This is a genomic window from Natrinema sp. LJW11 (genome assembly GCF_056135975.1).
Genome location: NZ_JBWBDM010000002.1, coordinates 751,121 through 766,123 on the forward strand (window position 1 = coordinate 751,121; position 15,003 = coordinate 766,123).

Genomic DNA, 15,003 nt, shown 5'->3' on the forward strand with positions numbered 1-15,003 from the left:
ACCGCAGCGACGCAGCGAACCGTCGAACGGGGATCCCGGACAGCGGCGCTCTCGGCTACGAGGAGCCGTCAGTGAAGCCACGACTCGAGCGCGGCCACGACCCGATCGGTCGCCTCGTCGGGCCCGCACCGATCGGTATCGATCTCGAGGTCGGCGTCCGGCGCTTCGAACTCCCGAAAAACGACGTGAACGCCCCGTTCGTCGATCGCATCCGCTCGCTCTCGATTGCGCTCGAGGCAGGTCTCGAGGCTCGCGGTCACGAGGACGAACCGAACGTCGCCGAGCGTCCGAAACCCCGTCTGCCACTCCCGGCGGTAAAACGTCCCGTCGACGAGCGTGATCGCGTCCGCGGGAGCCTCGTCGACCCGCTCGGCCAGTTGCTCGTAGGTCCGACTCGAGAAGTCGTCGGAGTGGAACAGCCGAACCGGGCGGTCCCGCTCCTCGAGTCGGCGGCGAACGCGGGTCGCGACGGTGGTCTTTCCGGCACCCGGCGGCCCGCAGATGACGACGATCACGCACGCCGATAGCGGCCGGTGCTATATCCGTCGTGGGATTCGCGGCGGAGAGCCAGCCCAGGACCCTCAGACGGTCGACGAAGCCGTGGTCTTGGCCTCGAGGTCCGCGAGACACTGTCGGCAGTACGAGTAGAAGGTATCGTTTTCGGTCCCACAGACCGAACACCGCTGTCGCTTCGCCCGTTCGGATGCGGTCGCCATACCCGTCGGTCGGGGCCGGAGAAAAATAGCCGCTGGGCCACCGTGTGCAAGCGGGTTCGACGACGGCCGTCTGGCCTCACCCGAGGTCGTCATCGCGCGCGGACTCCCGGAGGATGAACGGCCCCATCGCAAGCGTCCGCTTGGCGACGGTCGCGATCCGGAGGATGTAGACGATGAAGATGACGAAGGGTGCGATGCCGACGACGAAGCCCGCGCTGGTCAGCCAGACGAGGTTGTCGACCCCCAGCGTCGTCCCCGGGAGCGCGTTGGCGTCGACGTACATCAGCATGACCCCCATCACCGTCAGCGCCGGCACCGCCACGTACAGCAGCGCTCGCGAGAGGTTGATCAGCTCCCACTGGAAGTACAGCGTCTTGAAGTGCTCGCGCGCCGGGCCGAAGAGCTGGAGCACGGTGATCATCTCGTCGATCTCCTCGTCGGCTTCGTCCGAGAGCTCCTCCCCGTGATCGGACCGGATCTTGCGGGCGTCGTAAATCTTTCGGGAGTAGTTAAACGCGAGCGCGTTCCAGATCACTTCGAAGGTGCCGAACTGCGCATCCTCGAGGTTTTCCTTGACCGTCTGAGCGTTACCGGTTACGTCGTCGGCGTAGTCGCGGATCCGTTCCTGGAGGTCGTCGCCGAGGTCGGTGTCGCCCGCCACCGCCGACTCGAAGTCGGCCGCTTCGTCCTCGATTCCGTCGACGAGTTCGTAGAGGAACCCAGCGGGTTCCGGCGGCGTCACGTCTTCCTCGAGCTTGTCCTCGGTGTCCCGACGGAATTTCATCGCCTCCTGCATGCGCTCGCGCTGGTCACCGACCGCGCCGAGTTCCTGGGAGAGCACCAGCTGGTTGATCGTGACGACGATCGACGTGCCGGTGATGATCGCACCGATGAACGCCGAGAAGATCCAGAAGGTGCCGTTGCTGGACGCGGCGATCACGCGCAGCGGCGTGAGGCCGACCTGACTGAGTCCGACGAGGACGCCGTAGACGATCGCGAGTACGATCCCCGTGAACAGCCAGCGGTTCAGGCGCAACAGGAGATAGAGGCGCGGACCGTTCAACTGATCGTGTTCGCCCGATCCGCCGCTCTCACCGACGTTCGAATCCGAAGTATCCATCCGGCGATCGGAATCGACCACAACGGCGGACAAAAGCGTGTCGCACGAGCGACGACGGGCCGAAAGCGGCTACCGCTGGTCGCCGTGGCTCACGTCGAACGGACCCTCGTCGGGATCCTTCTGGGGGACCATCGGGCCGACCGACGCGGTCCGGCGCGTGATGGTCGCGGTCCGGAGGATGTAGGAGACGAGCAAGGCGAGCGGCGAGAGCACGATGAGAATCAGCGCGCTCACGACGTAGGGGAGCACGACGGCGCTGACGCTCGGCCCGGTTACATCGGCGTAGAGGAAGCCGACGAGGATCGCCGACAGGATCGACGGCACGCCGCAGTACACCGTGAGCTGCGAGAACCGGGTGAGCTCCTGTTGCAGGTAGGTCGTCTTGAACTGCTCTCGAGCCACGTGGAACAGCTCCAGGGACTCGATCAGGTCGTCGAGTTGCGCCATCGCGGCCGGCGACAGCGAGTCCGCGTACTCGCCGCGCAGGTGGGTGCCGACGTACAGATGCCAGGACTCGTCGTACGTGATCGCCGCCGAAACGGCCGAGAACGTGTCGAATTTGGATCTCTCTATTCGGTCCTCGATCCGATCCGTCCGCTCCTGAACGCCGTTCGTGTACCGAACGACCGTTTCGCGCAACTCATCGTCGTCGTGCGTCGCGACGGCGTCGGCGAGCCCGTCGGCGTCGTGATGGATCGATTCGACGATCAACTCGAGCACCCGCGTGGGCGACGCCGGGGTCGCGGGAACGGCCGCATCGTCCGCGACGGCCTGTCGGAACTCGATGACCGCGTCGAGTCGCTCGCGGGCCTTGCCCGCCGCGCTGAACTCCTGGGAGAGGATGAGCTGGTTGACCGAGACGACCAGCGTCACGAGCGAGAACGTGCCCGCGATCATCCCGCTGGCGACGCGCGTCACGGAGTTCGGGTTGACGAAGGTGATAACGCCGAGTTCGTACAGCCCGACGAGGAGAACGAAGATACCGATCAGCACCGTCGCCGCGACAGCTAACCGGTTGCCTTTGACCAGGAACCACTCGCGAAACCGCGTCAACAACCCCGCTTGCCCCCCGATGTCGGCACCGTAGGACTCGAGCGTTTCGTCGGTCTCGGAAGACCCCATAGCGACACGTTCAACCGACCCGACAATAAGGGCCGTCGTTGCAGACACCGCCAGCGGTATGCGCTTCGTCGGCTCGACGCGAGAATCGCAGTGCCGTGAACGGCCGGCCCGGTATCGACGGATGGAGACGCAAGGACCGGCGCTTCAAGGCCTACACTGAAATGCGTCCGCGGTGTCGAACCGATATATGCACGGTGACGGAACGAACTCGCGGACGAGCGCCCGGCGGCGATGACCGGGGCGGAACCGACGAGCAGGCGGCGAGTACTCGCGACGCTGGGATCAGGTATCGCGGCCGCTGCCGCCGGCTGTCTCGGCGGTGACGGCGGTCTCGGCGGCCAACCGACCTACGAGGACGGGACCGTTAGCGGGATCAACGAGAGCAACGTCTCCAACCGGTCGGCGAGCGAGATGTCCACGGCAGCGTCGCTCGCCCAACAGCAGCCCAGCAGCGCGGTGACGCCGCTCGACCCGATCTCGCTGCGCGGACACGAGTTCGTCGTCGAGAGCGGCTATCTCGGCTCGACGATTCAGGGAACCGTCGAAAACACGGGAACCGATCGGATCCAGACCGTCGAAGTTCGAACGCGCGTCTACGACGACGGCGGAGCCATGCTCGGCCGCTATCTCGCCAGCACCGGCGACCTCAACGGCGGCTCGACGTGGGAGTTTCAGGTGATCGTCCTCGAGGCGCCGTCGGACGTCGCCAGCTACGATATCACCGTTCTGGGAACGCCCTCCTGACGGCCCCGAACCGGGCCTCGAGTCGCCCACAGCGGGACGGCCTCGAGCGAGCCCGAATACGGTGGTACCGAATCGGAATCAGTCGGACGACCCGTTCAGTAGTTCGTCGGCGACCTCCTCGTAGACCGCTTCGGCGCTGACGGCGAGCGTGTACGCCGGCCGCCCCTTCCCCGTCGGCGACGTTTCCGCCGCGTTGACTTCGTCGACGAGCCCCTCGTCCTCGAGTCGGTACAGCGATCGGATCACGTCCGCTTCGGTAATCGTCCCGACGACCTTCGTGTCGACCTCGGGGAGGTGCCGCTGGCAGTGTTGTCGCAGTTCGTGCGTCTGGACCGGCGTCTCGTCCTCGCTGGCGAGTTCGGTGACCGCGAGCAGGATCACTTGGTTGGTCAGCGAGATGGATTCGAACGGCGACTCGTTGCTCATAGGACACACTTGATCATGAACGATGGTAACCGTTTCTCTCCCTCCCGGAGAGACAGAATCGCAATTTGACATCGGGAACGCAAGAAACGCTCGGCTGTCCGGCGGATCGACATCCCGGCCCTTCTACGCCCGACATCGTCAACGGGACCCGTTCAGGCGTTCTCTTCGTCCTGTAACTCCGCGAGTTCGGCCTCGACTTCTTCCTGATCCTCGCCCTCGAGTTCCGTGAGTTCAGCCTCGTCGGCCTCGCTTTCGGCATCGGACTCGGCCTCGGATTCGACCGCCGCGTCGGTCTCGCCGGCGGCGTCGGATTCGCCCGACCCGACCTCGGATTTGAGCGTCTCGAGTTCGGCCTCGACGCCGCTGTCGGTCTCCAGTTGCTCGAGTTCGCGGTCGATAGTGTCCTTGTCGGAGAGGACGTCCTCGAACGCGCCGGACTCGTGGAGTTCGTCCATCGCGGCGGCGCGAGCTTCCATGTCCTCGGTCTGCTCCTCGGCGCGCTCGATGGCGCGGCCGACGTCCTCGAACTCCTCGCCGGTGGCCGTCATCGCCTCCGAGACCTGGGAACTCGCCTTGGCGGCTTCGTGGCGGGCCTTCATGGTCTCCTTTTTGGTCCGGAACTCCTCGATGCGGCTCTGGAGTTCGTCTTTCTGATCGATCAGCCGATCCTGCTGGTTCTGCAGGTCCGAAATCTGGCGCTCCAGATCCTCGATCTGGTTCATCTTCGTCTTCTTCTTCTCGAGGGCCTGTCGCGCCAGGTCCTCTCGGCCCTGCTGGACCGCCGTTCGGGCCTGCCCGTTGTGTTTCTCGACGTTTTCCTCGAGGCGGCGTTTTTGCATCTCGAGGCGCTTTTTCTGCGTGGTCAGATCGGCGATGCCCCGTTTGACCTGCTGGAGCTGGTCGCGCATCTGCTCGTAGGAGTAGTCGAGCGTTTCGGTCGGATCCTCCGCCCGGTTGAGCACCGAGTTGAGTTTCGACCGGATGACGTAGGAAGTCCGAGAGAGGATGCCCATATTCGCTACGTATTGCTCCCTGGCCTTAAAAATGTCACTTCAGAAATACCCACTATCGAATCCGGCCGTCGCGACGCGGGGGTTTGAATACCGAGCGCTCCGAGCCGTGACGTATGACCGCTGTCTTGCTCCCCGGCGGCCGGGACGCTCGGGGGACCCTCTCGGAACCGACCGACGAGCCGCGGGCGATCGTCGTCGCCTGTCCGCCACATCCACAGCAGGGCGGTTCGCGCAGCGATCCGCGGCTGGTCGCGGTCAGCGACGCGCTGGCCGATGCCGGAATCGCCTGCCTGCGTTTCGATTACGGCGCGTGGGACGAGGGGCGCGGCGAGCGAGCGGACGTTCGCAACGCCGTCCGCTGGGCCCGCGAGTGGGCCGACGACGAGACGCTCCCGATCGGCGTCTTCGGCTACAGCTTCGGCGCAACGCTCGCCCTGCTCGCGTCGGCCGACGCCGATCCCGACGCCGTCGCCGTCCTCGCACCGACGGTGCAACTGGGTGCGGACCTCGACGCGCTCGCGGCGCTTTCCGCCCTCGAGGTGCCCGTTCACGTGCTCTACGGCGAGCGGGACGCGACCGTCGACTGGGAACCGATCGTCGAGCGGGCTCGGGATCGCGGTGACGAGACTACTGCGCTGGGGTCCGATCACTTCTTTCTCGGCAAGGCTGACGAGATCGCGAGCAGCGTCAGCGAGTTCTTCGAGCGGGTGCTGCTCGAGTCGGCGTGATGGCGCGACGGCGCGACGACCGGGTTGAAATGGAGAAATTCTCGACGGTCAGTCAGTCACCGTCGAACCCGAGTAATCGTTTTCCCCGCGCCGCGAGTAGGCCGCTCACTGTGGAATCGATGCTCGACCGCGGCCGACACAGCCGCGTGCAGTGATGACCGCAGACCGTTCCGACCCGGTCCAGCGGGCCGATACGTGGACTGAGCTCCAGGAACTGATCACCCGGGAGATGTGGACGGCCGACATCGGTCGGCACCGTTCTCCCTACGTCTTTCGGGGCGTCCCGGACGAGTCGTTCAGCCTCGAGACCTCGATCACCCGGTTCGTCGGGGACTCCGGGAAGTGGCCCCTCGAGCCGTTGTTGCTCCGCAACTTCGCCCAGTACGCGGCGAGCGAGATGGAAGAGCCCCGATCCGTCTGGCACCTGCTGGCGATCGCCCAGCACTACGGACTGCCGACCCGGCTGCTCGACTGGTCGTTCTCGCCGCTCGTCGCGGCGTACTTCGCGACCCGCACCGGCGACACCGACCACGACGGCGCGATCTGGGCCGTCGACTACCGGAAGCTCCACGCAGACCTGCCCGACTACTACCAGTCCGTCCTCGAGATGACGGAGACGAACATGCTCGACACGCACCTCCTCTCGAACGCGATCCGCGAGTACGAGACGCGCGAGGACCGTGCCGATGGCGACGGACCCGCGCCGGCACGCGATCTCGACGACGTCTCTCGGATACACGAACTGTGGCAGGAGCTGTGGGCACCCGACGCCGGCGAACCCGACGGGGAGTACGTCGTGTTCTTCCGACCGCCCGCGATCGACGACCGCATCGTCGACCAGTCGGCCGTCTTCTCCTTCCAGTCGGATCCGCGGCTCGTCCTCGATCGGTGGCTCGAGGATCGCCCCGACTGCTATCGGAAGATCGTCATCCCGGGCGATCGGAAACTCGAGTTCCGGGACAAGCTCGATCAGTTGAACGTCAACCACCGGACGCTGTTCCCCGGTCTCGAGGGGCTGGCGACCTGGCTCAAGCAATACTATCAGCCGCAGTCGGGGAGTGACTCGAGCGAGTGACCGGCGAGCGTCGCGTCAGCTCCGGAGGTCGGTCAACGCTCCCACGCAAACGACTGCCGTCGCGACGTGCATCGCGCCGAGGATCGCACCGGCGACGAGGCTGCCGCCGGGCTCGTTGGGGATGACAGTAAAATCAGGAATCAACGAGAGGAGGAGGACGATCGCCGCGACGGCTGCGAACAGTCGATCGGGGTCGGCGGCGATTCGCGTGAGGACACCGTAGGTCACGGTCGCACCGACGACGCCGAGGGTAGTGAACAGCGAGACGGGGCCGTAATTCAGCGCCATCAGCTCCGGGGCAACGTCGCCGGTGTTCGCCCCGAACACGATGAGCCAGTTGATGAGCAGCGACAGGACGAGCGCTATCACCCCAGATAGCGCGATATCCCTGTAGGAGGTCGTTCTGGACGCTGACGAGACGTTCGTTTCCGTATCCATACCCGCGTATACAATTCAGCTGACGAAAAGCATTCTGACAGTGTTCATATATTGACCGACCAGTGAAACGGAAGGGGCCACGAGAGACACACGATATACTCGCGACTCCGAGGACACGTCTCGTATCGGGCAGAAACCGGGTTGTCAACGAATAGTCGTTGTGAACAGCTGTTTGGAAAGCGTTCGTCCGGAAAACCACCTCGACAGCCTCGAGAATATCAGTCTCGGCCGTGCCGGGTCAGACACTTCGGCAGCCCGATCAGTTCGACCGGTTCCGAATTATCGGGCGAGTAGACGACCATCTGGCCCTTCTCCATGTAGGGGACTTTGGACTCGAGGTTGCTGGGAATGTTCACGCTCTTGATCGCCTCCTTGTCGCCGAGATTCAACACGACGGTGGTGTTGATCTGTTTGAACACGGCGTCGTGGATGTCCTGCGGGTCCTGCGTGATGAGAAAGAGGCCGAGGCGCTCTTTCCGGCCCTGTTTGGCGGCCTCGGTGAACTTGTTGATGACCTTCCCCGCCTGCACGGAGTCGGCGTCGGTCAGGAAGTTGTGGGCCTCGTCCATCCCGAGGACGAGCGGCGTCTCCTTGATCCGGTCGTAGTCCGGGTCGTTCGAGAGCTTCTGGTCGATGATGAGCGAGGAGACCGCGAGGACGATGGCCTCCGTCGCTCGAGTGTCGTTGATGTGGTAGGTCGGGACCACGGTGAGTCCGCCGGGGCGGACGAACTCGTGGACGAGGTCGGTGATCGGCCGGGCGTCCTGATCGAAGACGTGGCCGAAGCCGAGCACGCGCCGCCGGACCGCGTCGAAGGTCGCTTCGTGGACCCGGCCGGACTCGTCGAGCTCCTCGCGTAGCGCGGGGTCGTCGAGGAACGTCGTAAACTCCTCGTACGTGCCACCGTTGCCGTACTGTTTCCGGAATCGCGGCAGGAGCACGCTGACCAGCGCGCCGTACTGGTTGTCGTTCAGTCCGCTGCCCGCGACCAGCCACGGGTTGTCGTGGACCATCGCGAACGGAATCGTGAACTCGACCTGCTGGGCGCGGTGGTGGCCCGCGGCGTACGACGCCGAGCCGACCTTCGGAACGAAGGCGGTCGTGTCGTCGTGGCCGCCGTAGGCGATGTCCTCGCGCTCGAGGCGGCGCGCGAACTCGTCGTCCAGTTCCGGGTTGTCGTCGTGCATCTGGGCGTACTCGTCTTGCGGATCGAACTGGACGACGGCGGGGCTGACCTCGCGGCCGTCGTCCATCGGATAGGTCCGGTCGTCGTCGAGGTACTGGCGGAGAATGTTCTTCGCGCCGTGGGTCTTCCCCGATCCCGTCCCGCCGGCGATCAGCGAGTGCCGGAAGACGAGCGGATCGCCCGCGTCGTAGTCGTCTTTCAGCCGATAATCGATGGTCGGCGGGGTGGCCGCGGTCCGCACCTTCTCGCCGCCGACCGAGAGGTGGCCCAGGAAGACGCCGTCGTCGGGCATCTTCAGCCCGGTCTTGATCTCCTCGGTGTCGTCGGCCTGCCGGATCACCGTCTGGGGTTTCGGGACGCGGTCGGTCATCCGACGTTTGAGCTCCCCGTCATCGTCGTAGAGGATGGCGACGGGCTCGAGGCTCGCGACGAACTTGTAATCCGATTCGTCGATTTCGTCGGTCCGCATCGCCCGTCGGGCGTGGATCTCCGTCGCGTCGTCGGCGTGGTACTGCTGGGCGTACTCCAGCCCCGTAACGCGACAGAACAGCGTCTCGCCGTTCGCGTGCCCGCTGGCACGCTCCTGACCGGCGGCGGCAGCCGCCCCGCCCGGGTACGGTGCGAGGAGGTAGCTTCCGATCCGAATCGACGAGCGGTTGCCGCGGGTAACGTAGGCCCGTAACGTCGTCTCCTCGCCGTCCTCGTCGATACGTAGTCCCTGGGAGACGCAGATCGCCCCGATGCCGACGTCGTCGCCGCTCGGTTCGACGGTCGTCGGTTCGAACTCGGCGCTCGTTCCGTCAGCCGTCGGCCCCGAGGGTGCCGGTTCCTCCTCACCCGAGGACGACGGCGACGAGCCGCCCGCGTCGGCCGAGACGCCGTCTTCGGTATCGGCGTCGGAAGTAAAATCGCCGAAATCTCCCAGATCGCTCATACCAACCCCATCCGGCCCATCCCTAAAACGCGTTTCCCTCCAGCTGGACGGAGTGTTTATCTGGGCGGACCGTCACGAGCGGCAGTCAACCGGAACGCCGCGAGCACAACTGCCACCACCGTGATTCCGATCGTAAAGCCGGGAACCGGCAGGTCGCCCCCGCTATCGGCCGCCCCTCCGTTAGCGTCGCTCGAGTCGTTCCCGCTCCGCTCCCCCTCGGATTCGAGATTCAGTTCGTCGGGATCGGGGTGGTCGAACGTCCCGAGCGGTTCGTCGCCGCCGTCGATCGCGACGGTCACAGATTCGTCGACGACGGCGAGCGGCCAGTCGCCGGTGACAGTCACGTCGGTCCCGTCGAAGGATATCGGCGTCTCGCCGGCGGGTGCGTCGTCGGCGACCCGGATGGTCAGGGTCGCGATCGTCCCCGCTCCGGTCGTCCCGCCCGCGGCCGGTTCGCGGCGCTGCTCGAGGACCGCCGTCCCCCGCTCGGGAGCGATCCGTTCCGTCGTCCGGATTTCGGTCCCGTCGCCCTCGAGCCACGGGCCCCGTTCGACGTCGGTGAGCTCGACGTAGTCGGGATGGTACTGAGCGACCAGCGCCACTCCCGAAACGCCCTCGCCACCGTGGCCGCCCTGACTCCGGAGGATGACGTCGATCTCGGTCGTCTCGCCGGGTGCGGCCTCGACCGTCCGGTGCTCGGGCGAGAGGATCGCAACCTGATCGATCGCGGCGACCGTTCCCGCGGCGCCCGTCATCGAGAGACCGAGCAGGACGGCGAGACCGATACTGACGGCGATTCGAGCGACGCTCGTCGGGCGATCGCGGTCACCGTCTTCGCGTTCGGGAGGCATTTCGCATCGGTCTTACGCGGGGGAACGGGAACACTGTACCGTTCTGGCGACCGAACCCCGAGCGGCGTACAGACTGGCGGTTCGAGGCAAAGAGGGAGAAGATCGGACGGTCGAGATTCCCGAACGGTCGACGGCTACTGAACGATCGAGACGACGTCGTCGGACCGCGTGACCAGCTTCGACTCGTACTCGTAGGTGACGACGCCGACGTCCGACAGCGCGGGGAGGTGAGAGTGGTGCAACGCGACCGCCGCCCGATCGGAATCGGAAAACGGCCCCCCGTCGTGCGCGCTGAGACGAGCCGCGAGCTGCTCGAGCGAGAGCGGGCGGTCGTCGTCTTCGAGGACGGCCAGCAGACGCATTCGGACCGGGTGGACGATCGTTTCGAGCAGTCTCTCGGCGCGGTCCGCCTCGCACAGCTCGAGGAGGACGGAGAGGTCCGCGGGGTGAACCGGCGAGTCGTCCACGAGCGCGACGCCGTCGTCGTCCCAGTCGACGATCCCGTAGTCCGCGAGTCGCGGCAGGTGATTGTGGACGAGGCTGATGCGAACGTCGTGTCGCGCCCGTCCGTTCGAACGAGGGGGTTCCGTTCGGTCGATCAGTTCCGTCGTCAGTTCCGGCAGGGAAAGCCGCGCTCTCCGGGTCCCGAGGGCCTCGAGGATGCGGAGTCGGCGGGGGTGACGAAGAATCTCGTAACATTCCGTCGGAACGTCGGAGAGTGGACCGGGCATATCGTCGCCGCCGAGGTGTACGTCCGAACTCATTATCCATACATCCTCTGCAACGGGGATAAGGACATTTCCAAAACGATTTGGGCCGTGAAATCGGTTGTTACTCGCTTAACAACTGGGTAACCCGGTGAACTGGCCGTCAACGGCAGATAGAGCAATTTCCGTTGGTTACGGAAACGTGATTCCATGATGGGCGTTTCGTTCAGGAATGAAGATACGGTCCGAATAATTCTCATCGTGCGGTGGATAGCACGGTGTTTTTGCATCCGCGAGGCGTACGATATCGTATGCTTCTGGTACGCGGTCGTGCCGGCGGGACGGGGCTCACTGGCACGCTGTACGAACGAGGCGAACGAGCTCCCTCGTTCCGCGGCGCACCCGACGAAGACGCCGCTTACGTCTGGGTCTGTGACGAGTTCTACGAGGTCGACAGCGGAGGGTCGACCCAGCTGGTCGACGGCCGAGAGGTGAATCTCGCCTTCGAGTCACCCATGCCCCGCGGCTTCGACACCCGCGAACGCGCCGTCGAAGGTGCCAAGGAACACGTCCGAACGCAGTTCGCCCGGATCGGAATCGACCCCGACGACGTCACCCTCGAGGTCGAGAAAAACGACGGCTAATACGGCCCGTGGAGTCCGGTTTTCGTCTTCTGGAGCGGTGACATCGAGCGATTCCTGGCGTTTCAGCGCGATGTCATCCGTCGCCGTATCGAGGCCCATAGCTATGCCACTCGCGTGCGTACGAATACCATGATTAGCAGAGGCGAACCCTCGCCGCTCGACGATATCGAGTTCCTCGCGCGCTCGGACCACCGCGTCGCCGCACTCGACGCACTGGCCACGCGTCCGCAGAGCCGGACCGACCTCCGGGAGCTGACCGGGGTCTCGCGGTCCACGATCGGGCGAACGCTACGCGAGTTCGAAGACCGACGCTGGATCAAGAGAGAGGAACACCAGTACGAGGCGACGCAGCTCGGCGAGTTCGTCGCGTCGGGAATGCGGGAACTGATCGACCGGCTCGAGACCGAGCGGAAGCTCCGCGACGTCTGGCAGTGGCTGCCGGTCGAGGCGAGCGGGTTCTCGATCGAGATGGGATCCGATGCGGTCGTGACGGCCGCCCGGACCGACGATCCGTACCGCCCGGTGAATCGATTCGTGTCGCTGCTCCGGGAGACGGACCGGTTTCGGTTCGTCGGGTTCGACCTGGGTTTGCTCGAGCCGTGTAAGGACGAACTCGCTCGGCGAATCGTCGACGGGATGGAAACGGAGATCATCGATCCGCCGCGCGCCGCCAGGCACATCCTCTCGACCTACCCGGAGCACTGCTCCGGGCCCCGCGAGAGCGGGAATCTCTCGGTCCGACTCCACGACGACGTGCCGCCGTACGGAATCGCTCTCTTCGATCACCGAATCGGGATCAGCGGCCACAGTCCCGACAGCGGGACGGTTCGAGCGTTGATCGATACCGACGCACCGGAAACCCGCGAATGGGCGGAATCGACGTACGAGTCCTACCGGCGCGACTCTCGGCCGCTCGTTCCCGAACCGACCGCGGAGTGACCGGTCGGTGACCGCCGGGCAGCGTCCGCGCGGCAGTCACCGGCTGCGCAAAACCCATCGGATGCCTACACGACCCTCCGCGTCGTAGTCTCTCTCGCCGGGAGGCGAAACGAGACTATGGCAAACGATCTGCAAACGGAAGACGAGACGACAGCACTAGAAGTAGCGTGTGACACGGCGGTTTCGGGCTGTGTCTTCCGCATGCGTACCGAGGCGGACGACAGGGAACGCTTGCTCGAAATCACGCGAGAGCACGTGAAAGAACAGCACGGGAAAACGTACTCGCTCGAGGAGATCGACGACCGACACGTGAACGAGGTCGCGATCGGACTCGAGACGGGGGACACGAATGAGTCTGAAACGAACAACGACTGAGCGACACGGGACCGACTACGTGCCCGGACGAGGGCTACGGATCGGGTCCCTCATGATGGCGCTCGCGGGCGTCGCGTTCGTCGGGTACGGGGTCGTCTTCCTCGCCAGGACGTTCTTCGGCACCGGGTTCGAACTCGGCGTCGCGACGTTAAACGGCGTTACGCCGGCGGAGCTCGACGCGATCGATCCCGCGATCATGCACTACATCAACCACCTTCACGTCGCGACCGCGGCGTTTATCATCGCCACCGGGATCGCCATCGCGGCGCTCGCGTGGTACGGCGTCCGAAGCGGGCAACTGTGGGCGTGGGCGACGGCGATCGTCGCCGCCGTGATCGGGCTGGCCCTCGCGCTCCCGATGCACTACGCCGATCTCTTCGCTCACGACTGGGTGACGCACCTCGGGCCGATCTACCTCGCGACGATCGTGTTCGTGGCGGGAGCCGCACTCGCCTTCCGGGGAGTCCGATCCGGGCCCCGGACGGCGGAAACCGACGGGAATGCCGAGGTCTAGTGGCCCGTCCGCTTTTTCGGTACTCGATCGGTCGAGTCGAACTGAACGCCGATAGCAGAACCCGCGTCGTTCAGTAGGGCTGTTCGTCCCACCGATGGTCGTCGTAGGTCCGGTCCTGCGCCGCGTCGAAGCGCTCCTCGAGCGTCTCGCGGAGCGACGCCTTCTCCGCGTTGCTGATTCGGGCGAGTTCGTCGGCTTTCGCGACGATCGTCGGCGGCCCGTGGGCGACGGCGACGTTCTGTAACAGCTGCATCGTCAGCCGCTCGCGCGTCTCCGGATCCCTCGTGAACGCGTAGGGTGCCTCGATCCGATAGCAGAGATCGTCGCGCGGATCGTAGACGACGAAGAAGGTGACCTCGTAGGCCTCGCGCTCGAGGCGCCGCTCGACGCCGAGCGCGTCGCCCTCGGCCGAGAGGGGGAAATCGACGCCGCCGCGCGACCGGAACCAGTTCGTGTAGGTGAGCGCCGAGGTGTCCCGCTCCCAGCGATCCCCCTCGACGTCGTCGACGTACTCGCCGCGCTCGAGCAGGCGAGTGAACAGCGCCGAGTCGTCGCTCCACGGGACGCTGAGATCGACGTCGCGTTTTGACTTCAGGGTCCGCGTGAGAACGCGCGTCGCGGGGTTCTTGACGAAGCCGACGAGCGGAACACCCCTGTCGACGAACGTCTCGACCAGCCGGACGTAGTTCTCGAGGACCGTCGTCGGTCGCGGATCGTCGAGCAGAAAATCGGCGAGGTCGGGGTGCTGATCGGCCCAGCGCAGCAGGCCCCGCGGGTACAGCGGGCCGTCGAGGACGAGCAGGTCCGTGACCGTTTCGGCGTGATCGAGAGCGTGGGTGCTCTCGGCGAGGTACAGCGCCAGCGCGTGGACGACTCCTTCGGCGAACCGGGGGAGTGGCGGGATCTTCACCGCGCGACTCCGGCTGTAACCCTCGTCGAATTTCCCCCACGCCTCGTCGACTCTCATCGTCTCGTCGTTCGAGTGGACCGTCATCACGGTCGTTCGCGACCGGTGGAGGTCGAGGTCGCTCGGGGTCGTACTCATCGCCGCCTGCGCGATGTCGATGACGAGCCCGTTCTTGAACGTCGTCGGGTTGATCGTTCCGGCGTCGAGGCCGTGTTCGGTCGGGAACTCGCGGTCGCGCAGTGCGACCGCCTCGCAGTCGACGACCCGTCGCGCCCGCTCGTCGACCGGCTCGAGGACCGTCCGTCCGTCGTACACGAGCGGGTCGAGGAACTCCGCCCAGACGGTCTCGGCGAAGGCGCGGCGGTCGCGCTCGTCGGTCCCGTGATCGATCCGCCCTGCGAGCCGCGCGATGCCGTCGAAGTGGACCGGATCGAGCGTCATGACAGGGGGCTCCCACCCGACCCGCAAAAAGCCAGTGGTCGCAACTCGAGCGAACGGGAACTCGAGACCGAGTAAATTACTATCAGAAAGCGTATGTATGGGCGCGTCGAGTCCGGTACTATC

The 15,003-nt window shown here is 65.4% G+C and carries 18 protein-coding genes; 7 read left to right on the plus strand and 11 right to left on the minus strand.

The window, feature by feature from the left end:
* Positions 1 to 68: 68 nt before the first annotated feature.
* The 4 genes from AC0QDI_RS08310 to AC0QDI_RS08325 all read right to left on the minus strand — a co-directional run bounded on the left by AC0QDI_RS08310 (position 69) and on the right by AC0QDI_RS08325 (position 2,958).
* Positions 69 to 515: an ATP-binding protein gene (locus tag AC0QDI_RS08310; RefSeq protein WP_474667065.1), complete on the minus strand. Its 447-nt coding sequence runs from the start codon at positions 513 to 515 to the stop codon at positions 69 to 71.
* 66 nt (positions 516 to 581) lie between these two features.
* On the minus strand, positions 582 to 716 hold the full coding sequence (locus tag AC0QDI_RS08315) for a DUF7577 domain-containing protein (protein ID WP_474667067.1): 135 nt from the start codon (positions 714 to 716) through the stop codon (positions 582 to 584).
* A 76-nt stretch (positions 717 to 792) separates the two neighbouring features.
* On the minus strand, positions 793 to 1,836 hold the full coding sequence (locus AC0QDI_RS08320) for a DUF7972 family membrane protein (protein WP_474667069.1): 1,044 nt from the start codon (positions 1,834 to 1,836) through the stop codon (positions 793 to 795).
* Positions 1,837 to 1,905: 69 nt separating this feature from the next.
* Positions 1,906 to 2,958, minus strand: coding sequence for a DUF7972 family membrane protein (locus tag AC0QDI_RS08325; protein ID WP_474667071.1), 1,053 nt, complete (start codon positions 2,956 to 2,958; stop codon positions 1,906 to 1,908).
* A gap of 231 nt (positions 2,959 to 3,189) precedes the next feature.
* On the opposite strand from AC0QDI_RS08325, the gene AC0QDI_RS08330 reads away from it, so the two are divergent.
* Positions 3,190 to 3,702: an FxLYD domain-containing protein gene (locus tag AC0QDI_RS08330; RefSeq protein ID WP_474667073.1), complete on the plus strand. Its 513-nt coding sequence runs from the start codon at positions 3,190 to 3,192 to the stop codon at positions 3,700 to 3,702.
* 78 nt (positions 3,703 to 3,780) lie between these two features.
* Here AC0QDI_RS08330 and AC0QDI_RS08335 read toward each other — a convergent pair whose 3' ends face one another.
* The gene (locus AC0QDI_RS08335) at positions 3,781 to 4,128 is read right to left on the minus strand and encodes a hypothetical protein (RefSeq protein WP_474667075.1); all 348 of its coding nucleotides are present in this window, start codon (positions 4,126 to 4,128) and stop codon (positions 3,781 to 3,783) included.
* A 152-nt stretch (positions 4,129 to 4,280) separates the two neighbouring features.
* Positions 4,281 to 5,141 (minus strand): PspA/IM30 family protein, encoded by an 861-nt coding sequence (locus AC0QDI_RS08340; protein ID WP_474667077.1) that lies wholly within the window; start codon positions 5,139 to 5,141, stop codon positions 4,281 to 4,283.
* A gap of 113 nt (positions 5,142 to 5,254) precedes the next feature.
* Between AC0QDI_RS08340 and AC0QDI_RS08345 the strand changes: the two genes are divergently transcribed.
* Both AC0QDI_RS08345 and AC0QDI_RS08350 read left to right on the plus strand, forming a co-directional pair.
* Positions 5,255 to 5,869: an alpha/beta hydrolase gene (locus tag AC0QDI_RS08345; protein WP_474667079.1), complete on the plus strand. Its 615-nt coding sequence runs from the start codon at positions 5,255 to 5,257 to the stop codon at positions 5,867 to 5,869.
* A gap of 154 nt (positions 5,870 to 6,023) precedes the next feature.
* Complete coding sequence (locus AC0QDI_RS08350) at positions 6,024 to 6,944, plus strand: FRG domain-containing protein (protein WP_474667081.1); 921 nt, start codon at positions 6,024 to 6,026, stop codon at positions 6,942 to 6,944.
* A 15-nt stretch (positions 6,945 to 6,959) separates the two neighbouring features.
* Here the strand turns inward: AC0QDI_RS08350 and AC0QDI_RS08355 are convergent, their stop codons facing one another.
* The 4 genes from AC0QDI_RS08355 to AC0QDI_RS08370 form a co-directional block, all read right to left on the minus strand.
* Complete coding sequence (locus AC0QDI_RS08355) at positions 6,960 to 7,382, minus strand: DUF6069 family protein (protein ID WP_474667083.1); 423 nt, start codon at positions 7,380 to 7,382, stop codon at positions 6,960 to 6,962.
* A 218-nt stretch (positions 7,383 to 7,600) separates the two neighbouring features.
* Positions 7,601 to 9,502 carry an ATP-binding protein gene (locus AC0QDI_RS08360; protein WP_474667085.1) on the minus strand — a complete coding sequence of 634 codons (1,902 nt, stop codon included), beginning with the start codon at positions 9,500 to 9,502 and terminating at the stop codon, positions 7,601 to 7,603.
* A 56-nt stretch (positions 9,503 to 9,558) separates the two neighbouring features.
* The gene (locus tag AC0QDI_RS08365; protein WP_474667087.1) at positions 9,559 to 10,353 is read right to left on the minus strand and encodes a cohesin domain-containing protein; all 795 of its coding nucleotides are present in this window, start codon (positions 10,351 to 10,353) and stop codon (positions 9,559 to 9,561) included.
* Positions 10,354 to 10,487: 134 nt separating this feature from the next.
* A complete protein-coding gene (locus tag AC0QDI_RS08370) occupies positions 10,488 to 11,117 on the minus strand; it encodes a DUF7344 domain-containing protein (RefSeq protein WP_474667089.1) in 630 nt (209 codons plus the stop codon).
* Positions 11,118 to 11,371: 254 nt separating this feature from the next.
* Here AC0QDI_RS08370 and AC0QDI_RS08375 point away from each other — a divergent pair, with 254 nt between their 5' ends.
* From AC0QDI_RS08375 to AC0QDI_RS08390, 4 genes are all read left to right on the plus strand, one after another.
* Complete coding sequence (locus AC0QDI_RS08375; RefSeq protein WP_474667091.1) at positions 11,372 to 11,704, plus strand: DUF7113 family protein; 333 nt, start codon at positions 11,372 to 11,374, stop codon at positions 11,702 to 11,704.
* A 129-nt stretch (positions 11,705 to 11,833) separates the two neighbouring features.
* Positions 11,834 to 12,643 carry a helix-turn-helix transcriptional regulator gene (locus tag AC0QDI_RS08380; RefSeq protein WP_474667093.1) on the plus strand — a complete coding sequence of 270 codons (810 nt, stop codon included), beginning with the start codon at positions 11,834 to 11,836 and terminating at the stop codon, positions 12,641 to 12,643.
* 117 nt (positions 12,644 to 12,760) lie between these two features.
* Positions 12,761 to 13,018 carry a DUF1059 domain-containing protein gene (locus AC0QDI_RS08385; RefSeq protein ID WP_474667095.1) on the plus strand — a complete coding sequence of 86 codons (258 nt, stop codon included), beginning with the start codon at positions 12,761 to 12,763 and terminating at the stop codon, positions 13,016 to 13,018.
* On the plus strand, positions 12,993 to 13,532 hold the full coding sequence (locus AC0QDI_RS08390; RefSeq protein ID WP_474667097.1) for a hypothetical protein: 540 nt from the start codon (positions 12,993 to 12,995) through the stop codon (positions 13,530 to 13,532). The genes AC0QDI_RS08385 and AC0QDI_RS08390 overlap by 26 nt, the downstream gene beginning before the upstream one ends.
* A 70-nt stretch (positions 13,533 to 13,602) precedes the next feature.
* Here AC0QDI_RS08390 and AC0QDI_RS08395 read toward each other — a convergent pair whose 3' ends face one another.
* Complete coding sequence (locus AC0QDI_RS08395; RefSeq protein ID WP_474667099.1) at positions 13,603 to 14,880, minus strand: DNA double-strand break repair nuclease NurA; 1,278 nt, start codon at positions 14,878 to 14,880, stop codon at positions 13,603 to 13,605.
* Positions 14,881 to 15,003 lie beyond the last annotated feature (123 nt).